Source organism: Hymenobacter negativus, assembly GCF_016056375.1.
In the GTDB taxonomy this organism is placed as follows: Bacteria; Bacteroidota; Bacteroidia; order Cytophagales; family Hymenobacteraceae; genus Hymenobacter; species Hymenobacter negativus_A.
In genome coordinates this window covers 70373-91682 of record NZ_JAEDAE010000013.1, presented here as the reverse complement: position 1 = coordinate 91682, position 21310 = coordinate 70373, and the positions used below count along the sequence as shown (strand labels likewise).

15 protein-coding genes are annotated in these 21310 nt (G+C 60.2%); 6 read left to right on the top strand and 9 right to left on the bottom strand.

The genetic code is table 11. The features are described from left to right. Positions 1-15: 15 nt before the first annotated feature. The 7 genes from I7X13_RS20385 to I7X13_RS20355 all read right to left on the bottom strand — a co-directional run bounded on the left by I7X13_RS20385 (position 16) and on the right by I7X13_RS20355 (position 9863). Positions 16-2124 carry a heavy metal translocating P-type ATPase gene (locus I7X13_RS20385; protein ID WP_198076897.1) on the bottom strand — a complete coding sequence of 703 codons (2109 nt, stop codon included), beginning with the start codon at positions 2122-2124 and terminating at the stop codon, positions 16-18. A 37-nt stretch (positions 2125-2161) separates the two neighbouring features. Then, a complete protein-coding gene (locus I7X13_RS20380) occupies positions 2162-2494 on the bottom strand; it encodes a YnfA family protein (RefSeq protein WP_198076896.1) in 333 nt (110 codons plus the stop codon). 21 nt (positions 2495-2515) lie between these two features. After that, positions 2516-3694 (bottom strand): efflux RND transporter periplasmic adaptor subunit, encoded by a 1179-nt coding sequence (locus I7X13_RS20375; protein WP_198076895.1) that lies wholly within the window; start codon positions 3692-3694, stop codon positions 2516-2518. 48 nt (positions 3695-3742) lie between these two features. Continuing rightward, positions 3743-8191 (bottom strand): CusA/CzcA family heavy metal efflux RND transporter, encoded by a 4449-nt coding sequence (locus tag I7X13_RS20370; RefSeq protein ID WP_198076894.1) that lies wholly within the window; start codon positions 8189-8191, stop codon positions 3743-3745. 176 nt (positions 8192-8367) lie between these two features. After that, positions 8368-8694: a DUF6660 family protein gene (locus I7X13_RS20365; protein WP_198076893.1), complete on the bottom strand. Its 327-nt coding sequence runs from the start codon at positions 8692-8694 to the stop codon at positions 8368-8370. Positions 8695-8784: 90 nt separating this feature from the next. Beyond that, positions 8785-9564: a Fic family protein gene (locus I7X13_RS20360; RefSeq protein WP_198076892.1), complete on the bottom strand. Its 780-nt coding sequence runs from the start codon at positions 9562-9564 to the stop codon at positions 8785-8787. Continuing rightward, the gene (locus I7X13_RS20355) at positions 9561-9863 is read right to left on the bottom strand and encodes a hypothetical protein (RefSeq protein WP_044518280.1); all 303 of its coding nucleotides are present in this window, start codon (positions 9861-9863) and stop codon (positions 9561-9563) included. Before I7X13_RS20355 ends, I7X13_RS20360 begins: the two co-directional genes overlap by 4 nt. Before the next feature lie 425 nt (positions 9864-10288). Here I7X13_RS20355 and I7X13_RS20350 point away from each other — a divergent pair, with 425 nt between their 5' ends. From I7X13_RS20350 to I7X13_RS20330, 5 genes are all read left to right on the top strand, one after another. After that, positions 10289-11200: an ArdC family protein gene (locus tag I7X13_RS20350; protein WP_198076891.1), complete on the top strand. Its 912-nt coding sequence runs from the start codon at positions 10289-10291 to the stop codon at positions 11198-11200. Between the two features lie 248 nt (positions 11201-11448). After that, a complete protein-coding gene (locus I7X13_RS20345) occupies positions 11449-11586 on the top strand; it encodes a hypothetical protein (RefSeq protein WP_198076890.1) in 138 nt (45 codons plus the stop codon). A 36-nt stretch (positions 11587-11622) separates the two neighbouring features. Beyond that, a complete protein-coding gene (locus I7X13_RS20340) occupies positions 11623-12042 on the top strand; it encodes a hypothetical protein (protein WP_198076889.1) in 420 nt (139 codons plus the stop codon). A gap of 40 nt (positions 12043-12082) precedes the next feature. After that, complete coding sequence (locus tag I7X13_RS20335; protein WP_198076888.1) at positions 12083-13306, top strand: hypothetical protein; 1224 nt, start codon at positions 12083-12085, stop codon at positions 13304-13306. Between the two features lie 27 nt (positions 13307-13333). Further along, positions 13334-14020: a hypothetical protein gene (locus I7X13_RS20330; protein ID WP_198076887.1), complete on the top strand. Its 687-nt coding sequence runs from the start codon at positions 13334-13336 to the stop codon at positions 14018-14020. Between the two features lie 148 nt (positions 14021-14168). Here I7X13_RS20330 and I7X13_RS20325 read toward each other — a convergent pair whose 3' ends face one another. Both I7X13_RS20325 and I7X13_RS20320 read right to left on the bottom strand, forming a co-directional pair. Next, positions 14169-18374 (bottom strand): hypothetical protein, encoded by a 4206-nt coding sequence (locus I7X13_RS20325; RefSeq protein WP_198076886.1) that lies wholly within the window; start codon positions 18372-18374, stop codon positions 14169-14171. 139 nt (positions 18375-18513) lie between these two features. Beyond that, a complete protein-coding gene (locus I7X13_RS20320; protein ID WP_196288757.1) occupies positions 18514-19656 on the bottom strand; it encodes a replication initiation protein in 1143 nt (380 codons plus the stop codon). Positions 19657-20956: 1300 nt separating this feature from the next. Here I7X13_RS20320 and I7X13_RS20315 point away from each other — a divergent pair. After that, complete coding sequence (locus I7X13_RS20315) at positions 20957-21301, top strand: hypothetical protein (protein WP_196294820.1); 345 nt, start codon at positions 20957-20959, stop codon at positions 21299-21301. Positions 21302-21310: the final 9 nt, after the last annotated feature.

Here is a 21310-nt window from a genome sequence, read left to right as displayed (position 1 = left end):
TGAGTGCCTGACAGTCTATGTTTTGGCGCTTGCTGCTTTGCTGGTGAAGTCCATGCGCTGAATCCGCACGGCGTTGAGGATGGCCAGCAGGGCTACCCCCACATCGGCAAAAACGGCTTCCCACATGGTGGCCACGCCGCCGGCCCCCAGCGCCAGCACGATTCCCTTCACGATAAAGGCCAGCCAGATGTTTTGCCACACCACGTTGTGGGTGGCGCGGGCAATGCGCCGGGCGGTAGCAATCTTGCTGGGGTGGTCGGTCTGAATGACCACGTCGGCGGTTTCGATGGTGGCATCGGAGCCCAGCCCGCCCATGGCAATGCCCACGTCGGCCAGGGCCACCACCGGGGCATCGTTCACCCCGTCGCCCACGAAGGCCAGCTTGCGGCCCTCGGTGAGGTACTGCTGCACGTATTTGGCCTTTTCTTCGGGCAGCAGCCCGCCGTGGGCTTCGGTGATTCCTAACTCTTTGGCTACGCGCTGCACGATGCTGTCCTTGTCGCCGGAGAGCATGACCAGCTTGCTGATGCCGTCGGCTTTAAGCTCCTGCACGGCGCGGGCCGCGTCCTCTTTCGGGGCGTCAGCCACCGTGAGGTAGCCGGCGTATTTCCCGTCCACGGCCGCCACCACAATGCTGTCCACCACCTGGTCGACTTCGGGCGGGTAGGCCACGCTGAACTTGGCCAGCAGCTTGGTGTTGCCCGCCAGCACGTCGCGGCCGTCCACCTTGCCGTGCAGGCCATGGCCGGCGATTTCTTCCACGTTATCGACGGAAACGCCCGCCGCGGCCGTTCCGACGTGGGCCACCACCGCCTTGGCAATGGGGTGCGTCGATTTGGTTTCCAGCGCTCCTACCAGGCGCAGCAGCTGCTCGGGGGTGGTGCCGGCCGCCGGCTGCACCTGCTGCACGGCAAACACGCCCTGGGTGAGCGTGCCGGTTTTGTCCATCACCACGGTATCAATTTCGCGCAGCACGTCCAGGAAGTTGGAGCCCTTGAACAGGATGCCTGCTTTCGAGGCCGCGCCAATGCCGCCGAAGTAGCCCAGCGGAATGCTGATGACCAGCGCGCAGGGGCAGGAAATGACCAGAAACACCAGGGCTCGGTACAGCCAGTCGCGGAACACGTAGTCGCTCACCACGAAGTAGGGCACCACAATGAGCAGCACGGCCAGCCCCACCACGATGGGGGTATAGATTTTGGCAAACTTGGTGATGAACTGCTGGGTCTTGGCCTTGCGGCCCACGGCGTCCTGCACCATGGCCAGGATTTTCGAGAGCTTGGTGTCCTGGAAAGCCGCCGTCACGGACACCTGAATCAGGGATTCCAAGTTAATCATGCCGGCCAGCACGGCCTCGCCCGGCTGCTTGGTTTGCGGGGCCGACTCGCCGGTGAGCGCGGCCGTGTTGAAGTTGGCCGCCGTGGTGTTCAGCGTGCCGTCGAGGGCTACTTTCTCACCGGGCTTCACTTCCATTACGTCGCCCACCTGCACCGCTTTGGGGTCGAGCACCATGCTTTGCCCGTTGCGCACCACCGTCACTTCGGTAGCCTGAATTTCGAGCAGGGCCTTGATGCTGCGCTTGGCGCGGTTCACAGCCGCGTCCTGAAACAGCTCGCCCACGGTGTAAAACAGCATCACGGCCACGCCCTCCGGGTACTCACCAATGGCAAAGGCCCCGATGGTGGCGATGCTCATCAGCAGAAACTCGTTGAAGATGTTGCCGCTGGGAATGCTGAGCACGGCGGCTTTGACGACCTTCCAGCCCACCAGCACGAAGGCTAGCCCGTACCAGGCCAGGCGCACGTAGCCGCTGAAAAAGCCGACTTTATAGTAGTCCAGCGCGATGCCGGCCAGCAGCAGCGCAAAGCTGATGCCCGGCACCAGGTAGGGGTTTGATTCCGCCGGGCCGTGCTCGTCGTCGAGGTCCAGCTCACCGGGGTCGTGGTCATGGCCGGCGTGGTCCTCGTTGTCGGCGTGGTCGTGGCCCGGCACGTCGTGGCCCTGGGGCGCGGCAGCGGCTTCGGGCGTGAGCTGGTCGCGGCTGAGTGCGCCCACGTTTTCGGGCTGCACCTGCTTGGCGGTGTTCAGCTCCTCGTTAAGCTTATCGGATGATGGGTCAGGCATGAAAGTCGGTCAGAATGTTAATAAGAAAACTGCCTGTTCAGGCACGGGGCCAGAACAGGATGATGCCAATGCCCACGAAGCAGACAACCCCGCCGATGACATCGAAGCGGTCGGGCCGGAAGCCATCGAAGTACCAGGCCCACGCGATGGACATGACAATGAAAATGCCGCCGTACACGGCGTAGGTTTTGCCAAACGAGGTGGGCTGCCAGGTCGCTATCCAACCGTAGAGCATGAGCAATACTGCCCCCACGACCCCCATCCAGCCGGGGCGGTCGGCCTTCAACCACTGCCACATGAGGTAGCCGCCCCCGATTTCGCAGAGGCCGGCCAGGAAGAAAATCAGCAGCGGTTTGAGCAGGTGGAGCATGGGCGTTTGAACAAAGGCAGCTTATTCTTCCTCCTCGGCGTTTTTGAGCTTGCCCAGCAGGGCGTAAGCTCCCTCTACGACAAAGCGCAGCGGTTTACCCTGTTCTGCCGTCGGTAGGTGGAATTCGGTGTAGCCGTCTTCGCTCACGCCCCGTGTCACGGGCACGAGGCGATAGGTGGCCCGGCCGGCCGCGGCGGCCGAATCGGCAGCCACGAACACGTAGGATTGGGCCCCGTACTGCACCACCGCTTTTTCGGGCAGCGTGGGCACGGTCACGCGGTTGGTTTCGATGACGGCCCGCACGAAGGTGCCCGGCAGCAGTTGCTCATCCTCGCGGTCCAGGTGGGCGTGCACGCGTACGGTGCGCTCGTCGCTGATGGTTTTGCTGATGAGGTACACGTGGGCCGTGCGCTCCCGGCTGAGCGAGTCGTTGCCCAGCGAAAAGCGCACCAGCTGGTTCTCCTTCACCTGCGGAATGTCCTTTTCAAACACCGTCAACTCGACGTGCAGGTGCTCGGGGTTCACGATTTCAAACAGCACGTCGGTCGGTGTCACGCTCTGGCCGATGCTCACGTTCACGGCCTTCACAAAGCCGCCCTTGGGCGCGCGCAGCGTGGCCGTGCTCACGATGGCCCCGCCGATGGGCAGGCCGGCCAGGCGCAGGCGGGCGGCCTGGGCGTTGGTTTTCACTTGCAGGGCCTCGTATTCGGCCTGGGCGCGCTGGAAGTTCTTCTGGGGTGCGACCTCCTGCCGGTACAGCTCGCCCTGCCGCTCGTACTCGGCGCGGGCCAGCTTAAGCTGGCTGAGGGTTTCGAGGTAGTCCTGCTGGAGCTGCACGAAATCGGGGTTGCGGATGACGGCCAGCACCTGGCCGGCGCGCACCCGCGAGCCCTGCAGCAGGTCAGTCCGGTCCACGAAGCCACCGAGCGGGGCACTGACCGATACCAGGTTTTCGGGCGGCACGTCGAGCACGCCGTTCACTTTCAGCCCCCCGCTCATGGGGCGCTGGGTGAGCGAGCCCAAGCGCACGCCGCCCACCTGCTGCTCGGCAGTGGTGAGCGTAATGCGGTCGGCGGGGCCTTTTTCGGCTGCTTCCCCGCCGGGGGCGGCGGCCGTTTCTTCTTTGTCCGTGGGGGCTTCCTGGGAGCCGCAGCCGCTTAGCAGGCCGAGCAGCACCAGGCAGAGGGGGATATAACGCATGATGATTCTGAAGTTGAAGGGAAAAGGCGGCGCGCGGCGCGGACCGGGCTACTGGCTGCCCAGCAGGTATTCCAGCTCGATAACGGTCTGGTTGTGTTGCAGCAGCGCGTCGAGGTAGTCGAGGCGCAGGCGGCGGGCGCGCTCCAGGTTGAGCAGGTATTCGGAATAGCCGGTTTCGCCGGCTTTGTAGGCGATGGTGGAAAGGCGGGTGATAACCGTGGCCTGCGGCAGAGCGGTGCTTTCGAAGTAGTCCAGGCGCTGCTGCTGCTCGCTACGCCGCAGCAGCAGCTCATCGAGCTGGCCGGCCAGCTCAGCCCGGTAGCGCTCGTAGCCGGCCTGGGCCACCTGCTCCTGCAGGCGGGCGGCCTGCACCCGCGCTTTCTGGGGCCGCCGCCACAGCGGCACGGCCACCCCGGCCTGCACGCCCTGAAAGCGAGCGCCGCCGCCAAAGTAGCGTTCGGTGCCGGCCGCGTCGAGGCGCTGGTAGCCGATGATGCTCTGGTTGAAGTAGCCCACGGTGAACTCGGGCAGCCCGGCCGCCTGCGCTACCCGGGTTTCGGCGCGGCGCTCGGCTACCTGCTGGGCCAGCACCCGCGCCTGCGGGTTGGTGCGCTTCAGCAGCGTATCGACCAGCGCCGGGGCCATGGTGTCGGCCAGCTGGGCGGCCCCCAGCAGCGCGAGCGGCCGGAGCACGCTGTCGGCCAGGGCCACGGCGGCCGGCACTTGCAGCAGCGCCTGCAGCTGGCGCTGCGCCACCCGGAAGTCGGTGCGGGCCGCCCGCAGCTGGGTGCGGACTTCGCCCTGCTGCACCAGGGCCGTGGCGGGTTCGAGCCGGGCCGCCTCGCCGGTCTTGAAGCGCAGGTTGGCCGAGCGCAGAAATTCCGAGTAGAGGCTGTCCTGGCCCCGCAGCACCCGCAGGCGGTGCCGGGCGTGCACGGCCTGCTCGTAGCTCAGGCGCACCTGCCGGCGCAGCTCGGCCTGCACCTGCGCCAGTTGCGCCTGTTGGCCGGCAATGCGGGCATCGGCCAGCCCGGCGGCGCTGCGGTACACGCCGGGCAGGGCCAGCGACTGCGTGAGGGTGAACTGGTTGTCGCGGTTCAGGGAGTTGTACTGCCCGTAGCTGCCGGTGAGCGTGGTGCGGCCGAAGTCGTAGGCCGTGCGGCGAATGGCCTGCTGGGCTTCGAGGGCGCGCTGGCCGGCCAGTACGGTGCCGTTGGTTTGCAGGGCCTGGCTTACGGCCTGCGCGGCGGTGAGCGGGCCCTGCGCCCGGCCCGGCAGGGGCAGGCCGAGCAGCAACATGAGTAGTACCGGGGCCACGGGCAGACTTTTTGCGGGGGCCGCCATGGTAGCGGTGGGCTGCGGTTCTTCAGGGGGGGCGCCGGCTTTCACGCGCTCACTCAGCGCGTAGAGTACGGGCAGCACCAGCAGCGTAAGCAGGGTAGCCGACACCAGCCCGCCAATAACCACGGTGGCCAGCGGGCGCTGCACTTCGGCTCCGGCCGAGGTGGCGAGGGCCATGGGCAGGAAGCCGAGCGAAGCCACGGTGGCCGTCATCAGCACCGGGCGCAGGCGCACTTCGGTGCCGCGCAGAATGCGCTCCATCAGGTCGGTCACGCCTTCGGCCTTGAGCTGATTGAAATAGCCGATGAGCACGATACCGTTGAGCACGGCCACCCCGAACAGGGCAATGAAGCCCACCCCGGCCGAGATACTGAATGGCATCCCGCGCAGCCACAGGGCCGCGATGCCCCCGATGGCCGAGAGCGGAATGGCCGTAAAAATCATCACCGACTGCTTGAAGGAGCGGAAGGTGAAAAACAGCAGCACGAAGATGAGCACCAGCGCCACCGGAACGGCCACGCTCAGGCGGTCAGTGGCCTGGCGCAGGTTCTCGAACTGGCCGCCGTAGGTGGTATAGTAGCCGGGGGCGAACTTGAGCTGGCGGTCTATTTTGCCCTGCAGCTCCTCGACCACGGTTTCCACGTCGCGGCCCCGCACGTTGAAGGCCACGCTGATGCGCCGCTTGGCGTCGTCGCGCTGAATCTGGTTGGGTCCTTCGCGCAGCTCGACAGTGGCCACCTGCTCCAGGGGCACCTGCCGGCCGTTGGGGGCGGCGATGAACAGGCGGCGCACGCTGTTGATGTCCTTGCGCAAATCCTGGCGCAGGCGCAGGACCAAATCGAAGCGGCGCTCCTGCTCGAACACCTGGCCGGCGGTTTCGCCGGCGAAGGCCGTTTGCACTGTGCGGTTCACGTCCGAGACGTTCAGCCCGAACTGGGCGAGGCGGTTGCGGTCGAGCGCCACCACAATCTGGGGCAGGCCCGTTACCTGCTCCACGTACACGTCTTCGGCCCCCTTCACCTGGCGCACGAGCCGCCCGGCCTGCTGGGCGTAGTCGGCCAGCTGCTGGAGGTCCTCGCCGTAAATCTTGAGCACCACGTCCTGCTTGGCCCCCGAAATCAGCTCGTTAAAGCGCATCTGGATGGGCTGCTGGAAGCCGAACGTGACGCCCGGCATCACGCTCAACGCCTTCGCCATCTTATCGGCCAGCTCCTCGCGGTTCGGGGCGGAGGTCCATTCCTTCTGGTCCTTGAGAATGACCATCACATCGGCCGCTTCCACCGGCATGGGGTCGGTGGGAATCTCGCCGGCCCCTATTTTGGCGACTACTTCCTTGACCTCGGGAAACTGCTTTTTGAGAATGCCGCCGGCCTTTTGGGCCTGCTCGATGGTGTAGCTCAGCGAGGAACCGGTCAGCACCCGCATCTCCACCGCAAAGTCCCCTTCGGTCAGGGTCGGGATGAACTCGCCGCCCAAGGTGCGAAACAGGAAAAAGCCGCCCACCAGCAGGCCCGCCGCCGTGAGCAGCACCGCCGCCTGGTGGCGCAGCGCCCCCTTGAGCAGCGGGTGATAGAGGCGGGTGTAGAAGGCCATCATCCGGTCGGAAAAGGTCTTGTTGTTTTCCGTCGACCGGCTCAGAGCCAGCGCCGACATCATCGGCACGTAAGTCAGAGACAGGATAAAAGCCCCGAGAATGGCGAAGGCCACGGTTTCGGCCATGGGCCGGAACATCTTGCCCTCGATGCCGGCCAGGGCCAGCAGCGGCAGGTACACGATGAGAATGATGATTTCCCCGAAGGCGGCCGAGGAGCGGATTTTGCTGGCCGCGTGGTAGGTTTCCTCGTTCATCTGCTCGGTGCTGAGGCGGTTGCCCGGCACCACCAGCTGGCCGCCGTGCAGGCGGTGAATGATGGCCTCGACGATGATGACGGCCCCGTCCACAATCAGCCCGAAGTCGATGGCCCCGAGGCTCATCAGGTTGCCCGACACGCCGAACAGGCGCATCATGCTTACGGCAAAGAGCATGGCCAGCGGAATAACCGAGGCCACGACCAGCCCGGCCCTCCAGTTGCCCAGAAACAGCACCAGCACGAAAACCACAATCAGCGCCCCTTCCAGCAGGTTTTTGCTCACCGTATGAATGGCGCGGTCCACCAGGTTGGAGCGGTCGAGGAAGGGCTCCACGCTCACGCCCTCGGGCAGGGTTTTGCGGATGGTGGCCATCCGCTTCTGCACGTCCTGAATGACTTCGGCCGCGTTGGCCCCTTTGAGCATGAGTACGAGCCCGCCGGTCACTTCGCCCTGGTCGTTGAGGGTCATGGCCCCGTAGCGCACGGCCGCGCCGTAGCGCACCTCGGCCACGTCGCGCACCAGCACGGGCAGGCCGGTGCTCGTGCTGCGGATGACGATGTTGCCGATGTCGGCCGGCGAGGTGGCCAGGCCCTCGGTGCGGATAAAGGCGGCCGTGGGGTTCTGGTCGAGGTAGGCTCCGCCGGCGTTCTGGTTGTTGCTGGCCACGGCCTGGTACACCTCGTTGACGGTCACACCCAGCGAGCGCAGCCGCTCGGGGTCCAGAGCCACTTCGTACTGCTTGAGCAGCCCGCCGAAGCTGCTCACGTCGGCCACGCCGGGCGTGCCCAGCAGCTGCCGGCGCACTATCCAGTCCTGAATGGTGCGCAGCTCGGTGGCGTTGTACTTCTTTTCGTAGCCGGGCTTGGCGCGCACCAGGTACTGGTACACCTCGCCCAGGCCGGTGCTGAGCGGGGCCAGCTCGGGGCGGCCCGTGCCGGCCGGAATCTGGCTTTCGGCCTCCTGCAGCCGCTGCGAGACTTGCGTGCGGGCCCAGTAAATGTCGGTCTGGTCCTCGAATACGACGGTGACCACCGAGAGGCCAAACCGCGAGAAGGAACGCACCTCGACCTGTCCGGGAATGGTGGCCATCGCCTGCTCCACCGGAAAGGACACCAGCCGCTCAATCTCCTGGGCGGCCAGGGAGGGGGCCACCGTGTAGACCACGACCTGGTTGCTGGTAATATCGGGCAGCGCGTCAATCGGCAGCCGACTCAGCGAGTAGCCGCCCCAGGCCACCAGGGCCAGGGTCAGCAGCCCGATGATGAGCTTGTTGTGAATGGAAAAATGAATCAGCCGGTCGAACATCCGCTGGTTGGGGGTTAGGTCTAACGCTTCCGTGAAACCCTGCGGCCCGCAGGCTCCGGCACGGGTGGCGGGAGCACAAGGGGCATAACCGATTCAGCGCCAAGCGCCAAATCGCCCGTCACGCACCGCGACGGGCCACCCGGAGGGGGTGGTCAGCAGGAAAAAATGGGGAAGGGTTAGGCCTGGGGCGGCTGCCACACGGACCCGAGCGCCCGCGTCGGGGCGGCCACGACCAGCCGGCCGTGCCGGGGGCTGGTAGCCCACTCAGCGGGCGGCGAATACGCCACCGGGTTTGCCAGGGGCAGGGGTATTACGGCCCCGCCGCAGCAGTGGCACTGGCACAGCGGCGAGCACCAGTCGCCCAGCGCGCCGGCCCCGCAATCGGAGTGCGAAGCGGCCACGGTTGTCTGCTGCTGGTCTTTGCACACGGTCGCCTCGTCCGTGCAGGAAAGGCACGAGAGGCAGGCAAAGTAGAAAGCAAAAAACAGGGCTAGCAGGCGCATGTGCTGGCAAAGGTAGCGAATCCGGGTAAACGAGCCGGAATTTTGGGGCCGCTCACTTACTGCGCAACGTCTCCAAAGGGGGGCTACCCGCTAGATACGGGGAACCGATGCGGACAGCTGATACGTCAGAGATTTTCCGTGCTGACCCCGCATGAAGTCCATAAACACCGCCAGGTCCTCCGCTACCCGGCTCTGCTCCAAGGCCTCGAAATACGCCTGGCGGTCCTCGCGGAACACGATGGTCAGCGGCTGGCCGTAGTAGCGCTGCACGTAGTTCATGAGCAGCCGGGAGGTGCGCCCGTTGCCGTCGTTGAAGGGGTGAATGCTCACCAGCCGCTGGTGGGCTTCAAAGGCCAGCTCCAGTTGCTGGCGCAGGGTGGCCGCCGCGGGCATCCGCTCGCGCAGTTCCCCGACCAGGGCCGCGACCAGGGCCGGCACCTTTTGCGCGTTGGGAAACGAGCTGGCCCCGACGATGAACACGTTGTTGCGGCGCAGGTCGCCCTGCGTGGGGTCCACGGTGCCCAGGGCCGTGTTAGTGAGCCGGCCGGTGCTGCGCATGACAGCCGCCGCCAACTCCCGCAGGAAGGCCGGGCCGGGTAGCTGCCGCGCGTCGGCTCGCTCCAGGGCCAGGTCGAGGGCGCGGGCGTGGTCGCCCAGCATGTCGTAGCCCTCCAGCGGCTTGCCCGGTCCCAGAATGGGTGCTTCACCTAGCAGAAAATCCATGGCTTCGAGCACCGTCACGCGGGAGCCCTCAATCATGGTGGAGTGGGCCGAAACCATTACCTGGCTGAGCTGCTGGCTGGATTGCTGGCGCACCGGGGGCAACTCCTGCACCAGCTCGGTCAGGCGCTCAATCTCGGTCCAGGTCATGCGGCCTGGCGCAGGGTGGCCGCCCGCAGCGCCGCTACGTCCACCGTGGCCAGGGGCAGGGGCGTGGCCAGGCCCGCGCCGTGAATCAAATCGCCAGCCCAGGCCGCCAGGTCGTGGGCGTAAATCATGCGCCGCCCGGCCTCGTCCTGGTACTCGGTTTTGCCGCGCATGAAGGCTTCCAGGCTCGGCCGCAGCGCCGCCGGCACCTCCACCAGCGCCTGGTCGGGGTGGGTGGGGCTGAGCAGCGAGTTCAGGTAGTCCCGCAGGGCCTGATAAGCAGCTTGGCTGGCAGAAGTCATGGATTGAAGGAAAATGAGCACACGGCTTAAAGCGTTACCAAAAGTAGCAAATCCACGGCTAATGCCTATGCCGGGCGATGCGGTCGCCGCTAGTGCGGAGGAGGACACGGGGGCGAACCCCTCCGGGCCGGGCTGTGCGGGGCTCCGGTGTTGCCTGCGGTCCTGCGGACTAAACCCCTCCCATCCCTTTCGCGAACCACAGGAAAAAGCCGGGATGCCAATTCAGGGCGAACTCAGTGGTCATCGGGCGGATAATGCCTGAGCGGTGCGAATAAAGTACAAAAGGGAAAAATCAGAACCCGTGCCAAATACGGCGATATAATACGCAATAATTGACACTTTAATTTACATATTATTGAAACATAAATGAGTGTTTTTGCGTTTAAATAATATAAGCAGCAAGCATAAAACCAACCTGTTAAGCCATGAAAAAGCCCGCTCCTTTCGCTCCCCGTCCTGACGTGTACGAAATCATCACCAACCGCATTATTCTGGCGTTGGAGAACGGCGTGACCCCGTGGAAGCAGCCGTGGAATGCCGCCCACGGCGCGCCCCGCAACTACCGCAGCAAGCACGTGTATCAGGGCGTGAATGCCCTGCTGCTGGGGATGCTGGAGTATGAGCACCCGTATTTCCTGACCTACAACCAAGCCAAGGAGCTGGGCGGGCAGGTGCGCCGGGGCGAGAAGGGTATGCCGGTGGTGTTCTTCACCGTGACCAAGAAGGACGACGGCAAGGGCGAGGAGAAGAAAAAAGCCTTCCTGAAATACTCCACGGTGTTCAACGTGGCCCAGATTGACGGCGTGGCGTGGACGTTCCCCGAACTGCCCAGCCGCGAGCATACGCCCGAGCAGGCCGCCGAGCAGGTGCTGGCCGGCTACGTGGGTGGCCCCCGGGTGCTGCACAAGGGCAGCGAAGCCATGTACCGCACCAGCATCGACACGGTGACCATGCCCGAGGCCAGCAACTTCCACACGGCCGAAGACTATTACCACACCCTGTTTCACGAGCTGACCCACTCCACCGGCCACGCCAAGCGGCTGGACCGGGCCACGCTCACCGAATTAGCCGCCTTTGGCAGTGAAACCTACGCCAAGGAGGAACTGGTGGCCGAGTTGGGGGCCTCGTTCCTGAGCCACGCGGCCGGGCTGGACCTGACCCGCACCGAGCCCAGCAGCGCCAGCTATATCGCCAACTGGCTGCAAGCCCTGCGCAACGACAAACAGCTGATAATTTCCGCCGCCAGCCAAGGCCAGAAAGCCGCCAACCACATTCTGGGCATCGTACCCAGCTACGAAGCGGAGGAAGTCCCCGGCACCGAAGCCACTCCGCAGTAAGGCCAGCGCCCGCCCGATGGAGCCATTCCGTCGGGCGGGCGCTACGGCGGGCAACAAAAGGAAATTGCAATTGCAAAAAGGCAATTGTTAAGGCTATACAAAAGGGGAAAATCCGTTCGTAGCAATACCCTTAGCGGCTGCTTAAGCAGTCAATAATTACCACTTTAATTTAAACAAAATTGAAACATTAATGCTTATTTTGGCGTTTAATAAGTATAAGCAACGAACGATAAAACAGCCCTTTATTCATGGTTGACGAAGCTTTTGATTTAGCGCCCGGCGAGGTGTGGGCCGACCGGTTTGACCCCGCCGACGAAGCGCTTGCCACCCAGCCGGCAGTGTCCGCCGCCGAGCTGGCCGCTTGGGAAGCTGCCCCCTGGTTCTAGCCGACTCATTTCTTAATTCATTCCACTTGCCGCAGTATGAAAACCATCCCCACCACTCGCCCCGCCCGTCGCATTCCTGCCGCTCGCTTAGCCCGGCTCCGCGCTGCCAACGCCGCCAAGCATCAGGCCGGCGAAGATGCCTGGCAAGCCAACCAAGATGCCACTGAGCAGTTGACCAATCCGGTGCCCGAGTTCGCGGCCGCGCCTCGCTTAACGATGCTTCCCGGTGGGCTGCATTGGTCGGCTCAGCAGCCCGTGCCAGCGGTAGGGACCACGGTAACGGTGAACCGCGACGGCCAACAGGAGCGTGCCGAGGTGAAGGGCTACACCCACGCCGCCGGCTTTCTGGGACTTGTGACCGAAACCACTCACCACGCCAAGACCGCCAGCCGCCGCAAGCGCAGCAGCCCCCGGGCCGGCGTGGTATTCGGCAGCCAGCTGGCCCTTGCCGCCTAGCGCCTGGCTCATCTTCTCACTATTTCCTTTCCCCTTCAATATGATAACCCCCGCCCCCAAGCAGCCCCAAATCAGCCCCTTCGATTGGGCCGGCGACCCCGAGCAGTGCCCGCAGTGGGTAGGATTTCCCACCCGCGCCGGCTTACCGGCCGGCCTCCAATGGTCGGGCAGCGGTGAGGTGCCCGCCATCGGTTCCCGCGTTCACATCTATATGAACAGCATCGGCCCGGCAGAGGTGAAAGCGTACTTTCACGCGGAGGGCTATGTAGGGGTGCTTTGCCAGCCAGACAAGATGCCTGAGCATCTGGCGAATCACGGTGTAACGCTGGGCCATTTTTTCGGCCGTGAGTTGGAGCCCTACACGCCCGGCCCCGCCGCGCCGGCCCAGGTGCCCGAAGTGGTAGAAATCAGCTCGCAGGAGTACCGGGTGATTCCGGCCCCGCTGTACTACCGCAACCTGCACACCGGCCGCATTACGGTGGTGTACGGCGGGCTGGCCGACTACTACGGCTTTTATGAGGTGGAACACTTCGCCGGCACGGACCGCCAGGACGAGGCCCAGCTGGCTGACCCGGTCAACTGGCAGGAGATTCCCGAGCACCATTATTTGGAAGTGCACGAGGCCAGCCACGAGCGCAAGGGGCCACAGCTTTTTGCCCTTCGCGCCGGCACGGCGGACCAAGTGGACTACCTGAGCGAGCAGTTCCCCGGCCCGTTCCGCATCCCCGCCGCCGTGCCCTACTCCTTCGACCAGTACGACACGTTGAGCGCCCTGGCCGAGGCCATGAAGGAGCAGGGCCAGCAGTACCGGGGCCGCATCGTGGAGAAAAACGAGGGGCGGACGTGGGTAGCGTTTGAGGAAGAAATGGGGGGCAGCGGGGAATGCCCGTGGGAGCGGGTAGAGCTTGATTTGGGCCAGCTGCCGCTGGACAGCTACGCTTACATTTCGGGCCGGCGGGCCACGGCCGAAGAAGGGGAGGGCAACGGGCGCGTTACGCTGTGGCAGCAGCCCAGCGGGCAGTACTACGTGGAAATCGAGCCCCGCTTTCACTACGGCCCGAATTATCCCACCCTGACCCCGCTAACGCTGGCCCAGGTGCAGGCGCGGTATGCCTTCGACTTCACCCCCAACGGCCAGGAGCCCGCGCCGGCCGAGCACGGCGACTGGATTCCCGAGTACCCGCCCCAGGAGGGCGACGAGTCGGCCGACAACCAGGACAGTACCGACTACCCGGAGTACCCGGCCGATGAGCAGCGCGACTAACCTCATTTTTTACAATTGCAAAACCTGATGCTACCGAACCTCCCCGCCATCGAAACCCACGCTGGCCGCATTGCCATTGGGGCCACCGTCCGCAGCACCCGCTACCGCGACGTGCAGGGCCTCGTAACTGCTATCTACTGGAACGGCTATCACTACGCCATCAAGGTAAACGACCGCCACAGTGACGACGCGGGCCAATACGAACTTCTTTCTGAAAACACCCAGCAGGGCTTTAACTACGTCAATCCGAACACCCAGCAGGTGCTAAGTGGCCAGTTTGAGGTCCTGTTGCCAGGGGAGGGCGACCGGATATACTTTGCTGACACCGCCGAGCAGGCCATTGCCCTGCTGGCAGCCACCATCGGCCTGCGCGACCAGGCCCGCGAAGTCGAGTACCTGAAGCAGCGGGCCGCGGCCGGCCCGGTGGATGAACTGCGTTGGCGTGGGCAGGCCGTGGGCAGCATCGTTGGCCAGCTCGCTTACGTGAGCACCGGCTCTGGCAAGCAACACCCGACCCCCAGGTTTCTGGTGGGACACCAAGTGCATTTTTTCAGCCCCCACACGACCCACACGATTAGCGGGCTGGCTTTGTACAAAGACCGCCTGAACTATGGCAAATCGCAGTGGCACTACTTCTACGAGGGAGCCTCAGGCACTCACTACCCCATGAGTGAGGCCAACATCACGGCCGCGTCGGCAGAACTGGCCACTTAGCTCATTGTTTTGCAATTGTACCATCAGCAACTCTTTTCCCCCTCTTGTTATGGGTTTGACTCCCCAATAAATCACTACTAAAGCCGCAATAAAGGGATGCCCATGGCCGAAGCCGTGGAGCTGACTGGCATCAGTATTCATACTCAACTTATATTTCGCGGTATTGGTAAAGCCAAGTATCTCGGGGTGAAGGCACTGTTAAATCAGCGGCGGCTACTGCTGGTTGTAGGAGCAGCTGCACCGCATGCGGTTCGGTGGCAGCTACATTCTCAATAGACTCAAGTAAATCGTCTAGCTCAGTTCGGGTACCAACAAAACACTCGCGGATAGATGTTTTGCTGACCTGTCTGACAAAAGGAATCAAAACGAATCGAAATACTGCCGGTCTTATTTTAAGCGTCTTATCCAAATACGGCAGAACTTTAAACATTTCGTGCACTTGCGAGCGTCCATCTGTCGCTTGGGCAATAGCGCCCAGCAGACAGATAACTTGCAAGTCCCGTTGTCCTTCCTGAGCGAAGGCAGATGCCTTTGTCAGTAACTGCCGGCTGCTACTAGTAGCGGTAAGTACTTCGGTGCTTACCTCACTTACGTGGCTCCATAGGCCCTGGTCTGAGGCCTGGGAGCGGTACTGGTCCAGAGCCAGCTGGCAAGCTTGGGTCAGTTCTGTGCGCCGAGCATCATTCGTTAGCTGAGCAGTTAGTGTCAGGGTGACCATTGGAATAACGGCGAGCGTTACCGCCGTAGCCTCCGCGTCATTCCATACGGGGCCTGGCCGGCGCGAATTCAGCTCTTCCAGTTGGAACGTCTCCATGGCCTGCTCCTGAGTTAGCCCTTCGTGTTTTACGAAGGCGCTCATTGCTGCCGCAAGCAACTGAGCTTCCAGGCCTTCTACATAGTGCCCGGTAGCCAATGCATATTGCCCGCAGAGGGCAGCAATCATCAATAAGGCCTGCTCGCCTGGAGTTTGTCGAGCGGCATCGAAAGCTCTCTGTGACCATTCGTAGGCCTTATCGATATCGCCGATGCCTTCTGCAAACAGGGCCATCGTATAGAATAAGACGTGCGGAGCCGGGTTGTCATCATATAAATCTGACACATCTTTCGTGTTAAACGAAAAGAATCCCTGGTAAGGAGCCACGTATTCCCCGCCGTCTGCTACCCTTTCAGGAGCTTGTTCCCGGGCAGCTACGCGGGCAATGTAGCCCAGGGCGTGGCGGAGCCATACGTACAACCGCTTCCAAGCCTCAGGCGACGCACTGGCTTTGGCTTCTACCAACTGCTGGACGACCTTCTCAAACCAGCGGAAGCTTTGCTCAATATCGTGATGCAGCCAGTAGGCTAGCGCCAGTTCAGCTGCGACTTTAAGGTAGTCTATTTCTTGAATCAGCGTGTCAGCAGCAGCCAGTTCCTCCGCCTGCTGGTTGAACTGCAGCGCGCGTGCCGTATCGTGGGTGGATATGGCGGCCCCTGCATAAATTAAAGCCTCTACAAAGCTGTCTTGCTGAATACACTGCAAGTCAACCGCCTTAGCTAACCACTCTATGCTTTCAGCCTTCATGTTGGCATCGTAGCATGCTTTGCCCAAAGCAAAGAAAAGTAGATACTGTGCATCGGGGAGGGCCAGCCCAGCAGCACTAGCCGCTACCTCAGCAATAATGTTTGAGCGCTCAGCTACCTGCTGGAATTGTACAGGAATACTGACTGCTTGAACAGTTGCCCGAAGTAGCTCCTGCTGTTGCTGAGCATAATAGTCTGCCCACTCGTTCAGAATAACCAGTGCGGCTTCAGCACTTGTTTCGACGGCAGCAATGGCCAACTGCCGACTGATGAGGGTAACGGCCGTTTGTGCAATGGGTTCCTGCCAGACATCAAAGCCGGTCTCAGCTTGAAAATGCTCGGCAAGTTTCCGCCATTGCATCAGAGCGCTGACCGAATTAATGCTGCGAATAGGCAACCAGAACAGCATCGCTAGTTGGGCCGGCGTAAAGTCATCCTCGGATAATTCTGTCAGCGCCGCCCGATTGGCCAGCACAAACAAGAAGTCCTCACTGAATTCCGGAAAGTGCCATTCTTCAGCGTTAATCAGCTTGAATAGGCGCACTAAGACCTGTTCATTCAGCGTTCCACCCGTTTCGTTTGCGTAGTGCGTCAGCCAATGCTGGTAAGCCGTGATATCAAGGCCTAGCAGGTGGTGTAATCGTAGCTGCTCGTAGCGGATGGCAGCCCGCAGTAGCCGGGGCATTGCCGCCGGAATGTCAGTGCTAGTTGCGTAGGTAAGCAGTCCGCACCGTCGCAGCAACTGAGCTTGTTCCGCATTCTCAGCTGTTCGGAGTATCCCCAGCAGCAATCCGCCGGCCTTCGTATAATCTTGGCCTTTGTTGAGCGCCCAAAAACATCGCGTAGTATCCAGCAAATCCAGGGTCTGGTTTTCCAGGATTGACTGTGCTACGGCCAAATGAATGCCTCGCACTACTGCCGGCGACAGGTTTTGTTCGCCTAAGTTGTGCACTAAAGGGGAAACATAATATACTTTGCCTATCGACTGAATCCAAAGGTTGAGTATGCGCTGCAACGCTTCGCGAGGCGCTTCAATAATAGCTTCTACTCCACTGACAGCCTGTACCTGCGTAAAGCCAAATCCCCAATTCAGCAAACTCAGCCGGTACAACAGCTGCTTTGCTCCCGGGTCCGAAAGACGGCGGGTAATGGCATACTGCGCATCCTCCAGCGTGGCCGCGGAAAATTCTTGTCTAATCAGCACATCAAGCACGTCGGCGCTGTCAGCTCCCCAGTTCATCGCCTGCAGGTGATATACCAGCGCGCCGACGAGCGTAGGATTGTAGTACGTTACCACGCCAACCAACCCAGCCAAAGCCACTACCTCCGGGCCTGCGCCACAATTGGTCAGGTACTCGGCAATTTCCTCGTCCGTGAAATTGACATCATGATACTCACTGAATGTCGCTGCTAGTAGTAGCCGGCGCGTAGATGGAGTGACATCAAAATTGGAAGTAGTTAGTAGTAGGATGCCCCCGGCGGCCAATTGATTAGCTAGAAAAACAAGGGTTTCCTCCAGGGCCGAACCTGCTTCTATGCGCGGCAGGTCATTGAGTACCAATAGCGTTTGGGCGGGAAGTTCCGTAACTACCTCTTGGAGCCAGCGCTGCCGGTTAGTGGAAACCGGTCGTTGCGTGATAAGCGCCAGAAAGGCCTCAAGTAGCAACACCGTCTTTTCGATGCTGTCATTATATGCTCGCAGCTCCAGCCAATGCACGCTGCTGTGCTCACGTGCGACAAGGGCGGCCAGTTGCGATTTGCCGCTACCGTTAATGCCCTGCAGATGCACCCACGGCGTCGCTAACAGCAATTGCGTGAGGTGCCTGACCTTGCCCGCGCGCAATGTTCCGTTCTGTACGGGTGGGGGTGGGGTGCTGGCCAGGTTACCAAGCCGGTAATCGAATACAGTGTCCGACTGGCTTAGCACCTCTACCTTGCTTAGCAGCTGCGTCAGCTGGGTTGCGTACTGGCTTGCATTTTCCTCTAGGCTGCTAACCCGGGCTTCCAACGAGCTAAAAAGGTTTTCAATCACCTGCAACAAACGCAGGTCAGAAACGGAGAGCGCAGGTAGTTGTGCCTGCACTCTTAACTCGGCCGGGTTAAGCTGCTTTAGGCCTGCTTCACTCAGTTGTTTGGCGATATAAAGGAACAGGCGGGCATAAAGGCTTTTAGCATTTGCTGCATCCGGTACCAGTTGGGCAGTCAAAAGCGCCGCTTCTACCTGCTGGCTCATGGCGCTGTAATCGGTCTGCCGAGTACTCCAATCTACCCGACGAACGAAATCTAGCAATTTATCAGGGTCAGAGATATATGCATCGAAGGCCAGCCAGTCAGCTTTTACCGCTGGCTGCACGGTTGCTGGCATACCTTGAATGTGTTCCCGTATTTTGCGCTGCAGGTGCTGCTGAATAACTAATAGTCTGTGGTCACTGCTGGCAACGTTCTTGTCCGTTGCAATAACCTTCCAGACTTCGATGCCACTGCTACCATTCAAAGCAAGTGCCGGCCTCTCTAGCGTATAGGCTGCATTGGTGACGTAGCGAAACAGTAAATCCTGGCCAGAGTTGTTGCTCAGGTGCTGGAAAAAATTGTGCAGCATCTCAAGGGCAAACTCCTGGTTCAGCGAAACCTTGGATTCGCGGTACTTGACTTGCTCAAGCTCGCGGGAAAGCTCTTGAGCTGAGGAGTTATTTGCGTTTGTGACGATATCAACATCCTCGCCCCTCTCCAGTTGCAAGACCTGATTATCCTTCAGTGCAATCCAGCGGAGGAGTGTAATGTCTAGTTGATACACAAACCCACGTATTGTCGCCCAAGCGTCTCGATTTTTAAGCTCAGTAAAATTCACGCAAATGCACTCTTGTTGGATTTTAATTTAGATTGGCAGTCTTACAGTGAACAATCGCCAAGAATGTTGCCTTGGTGACCTTACACTATAGGTTCAGCGCTTGCTGCACAATCAGCTTTGCCTCGGCCGCCTCGTTCTTGGCGTCAATCTTGGCCTGCTTGGCATCTTCCAGCGCCTGCTTGCCGGCCCGTACGAAGGCCGCGTTGCAGTAGCGCAGCTTGTCATCAATATGCCGATTCGAGCGGTTCTTCAATTCCCAGGCCTTGAGCAGCTCCAGGGCGCCTTCCTGCTTGAGGATGGGAGCATACTTGACGATATTGGCATCGGTCACCTTCCAGTCGCGCAGCCGGGCAATGATGCTGCCGGTGGCCGCATTTTCTAGCCAGGACGCGGGAATGTCTTTCAGCGTCGGCCCTTTTTTCAGTTCGAACCGAAACCGGATAATCTTCTTGCGGCCCCGGGTGGGCCGGGTGGTTTCGTAGATGGGGGTGAAGGTGAACTCGAAGTCGGTACCGGCCAGCTCCTTTTCCGGCTCCTTCATGGTGTTGGCAATGAGCAGCATGGTGTTAGGGTACTTCATCAGCGCCTTGCCGGTCTTGCCCTTCTTCACCTGCCCGCGCTTGTCGTACTCGTACCAGCAGTCCATATACTGCCGGTACTCCTCCACCGGCACTTCCCAGTAGCCCTTATCCTGCCAGGCGGCCAGAATTTCGAAGAACCGCATGCTGTACCAGCTTTTCAGGTTCATGTAGCCGTGCAGCGGAAACTTGCTGAAGTGGGCCGCTTTCACCAGGTAAGGAGCCAGCTGCGGGTTGAGTAGGATGGTGATGATGCCGTCCTTGTAGCCCACGCGCTGCTCGCGGGTGGTGTCGAGCAGGTGCCGGAAGTACCATTCCTTCTTCTCGATGCTCTCAAACTCCCATTTCACGTCGGCCAGCTCGTAGAGCGCCCCCTTGATTTTCGAATACGCCGTTTCCGGCTCGATGTCAGTGCCCTCCAGAATGGAGGAGATGTGCAACTGGTAGAAATCCCGCAGCTGGTAGTCGTTGTCCCGAATCTGGTCAATCACCCGGGCCATGATGCGCTTGCCGTACACCGAAATCTTCTTCTGGTGGGCAAACGTGACGTTCCAGTGCTGCTTAACTTCCCCCCGATACTCGGGTTCATACTTGAGGTCCAGCTCCAGCATGGGAGCCGCCGGGACGCGGGAGATACGTTTATCAGCCATGGAGTTAAGCAGCAGGTAGCGGTGGGAAGCATACGCAAGATATACCAAAACGGCTAAAAAGGTAAGGTGCTGCTTTGCCTACCTTACCTTTTGACTCAACCCGGCCCCAGTTGCCAGCCAGAAAGGCGCGTTTAAGAGCCGCCGGTACTACCTGTCCAAACCTTAGTTTATTCACCCAGCGCAGCCAGACGCCATCTATCAGGAAGCCCTTGACCCGAGCCGGGCACCTGTCCAAACCTTAGTTTATTCGGTTTGACGACCCGCTGCAGCAGCCGAAACCTGCAGAGCAATGTGGATAACCCACCTGTCCAAACCTTACTTTTTACCTGTCCAGAACTTACTATTTGATGGCTAAAAGCTGTCCAGAACTTAGCTTTTGAAACTGAAGCACCTGTCCGAAACTTAGCTTTTACCTGTCCAGAACTTAGCTTTTGGCCGTTTACTCCTTATAGTAAACTAGTATGTTCTTTTTAACTAATCAGTAAAAGACTACTATTTAGTTTGTCGACCAAGCGAAGGCATTTAGGACCGAAGGGATGTACCCCACTGGCACAAGGGGCGAAAGGAAAACAAATAACAAAGTTTAAAAAGGTAAAAAACAGGGATTGCACTTTTCTGCTTTTTTATACTATTATTACAAGTTAAGAACATACTCTTGTACTGCTAAGATACTGGAATAAGTAGCCACTGCTCAGAGAATCATCAGCGGCCACAGCTTCTGGAGCAACGGCCCCCAAGCGGCAAGCTCTGGACAGCGCTCCAGGAAGCAATACATACCCAAAAATCGAAAAAACTAAGCCCAAGGCATCATTATGGCCATAGTAACCAAAAAAACACTAGAAAGCTACCCTGAATAAATAACAAAAGGGGAAAATCAAGGACTGAGCCAAGAAGACAGTCGCAAAAGTCATAAATTGACACTTTATTTTAAACAAATCTGACTCATTATAAGGTGAATAATTGCCTGTTTACTGCAATTAAAGCACAAAATGACAGTTATTTAGCTATAGGACGTAGCGCAGCTTTATTGTACTAAGTTTCACAGGTTTTATACCATGAATCCTCGGCGGATTTGGCTGGCCCAAGACTAAACATCAACGCCTCCAAACACGAACAAAACGGCTCCACCGAATAAGCCTTTCTTCTGAAAAGCATTGCCAGTAGGTAAATGCCCTTACGCAAGAAAAATCCCCGCATAATTAATCAATAATAGAAACTTTAATTTAAATGAAATTGAAACATTAACAGGCTATTTTGCGTTTAATAACTGTCAGGAACGCAATAAAACAGCCTTTTGCTTATGAGCGCTAAACCCGAAGTCGTCGAAGAAGCTTACACCATCTTGTCACAGCTGGGAGGCCGCCGCTTCCTAGTAATGACCGGGGCCGACAAGCTCATGGCCGCCGGCCGGACGGCCAGCAACCCGAACCCCTGGCTACGCATGGACCTGCGCCGCAACCAAGCCCAGGTGAACCGGCTGAAAATTACGCTCATGCCCACTGACACCTACAAAGTGGAGTTTTACCACCAGAAGCTGGTCGACTGGGAGCCGGTTATCACCAACCAGCAGACGTTTGAAATGGTGTACGGGGAGGATTTACCCGCCCTCTTCACCTCGGTCACGGGCTACGATACCCACCTTTAGCGCCTGCCG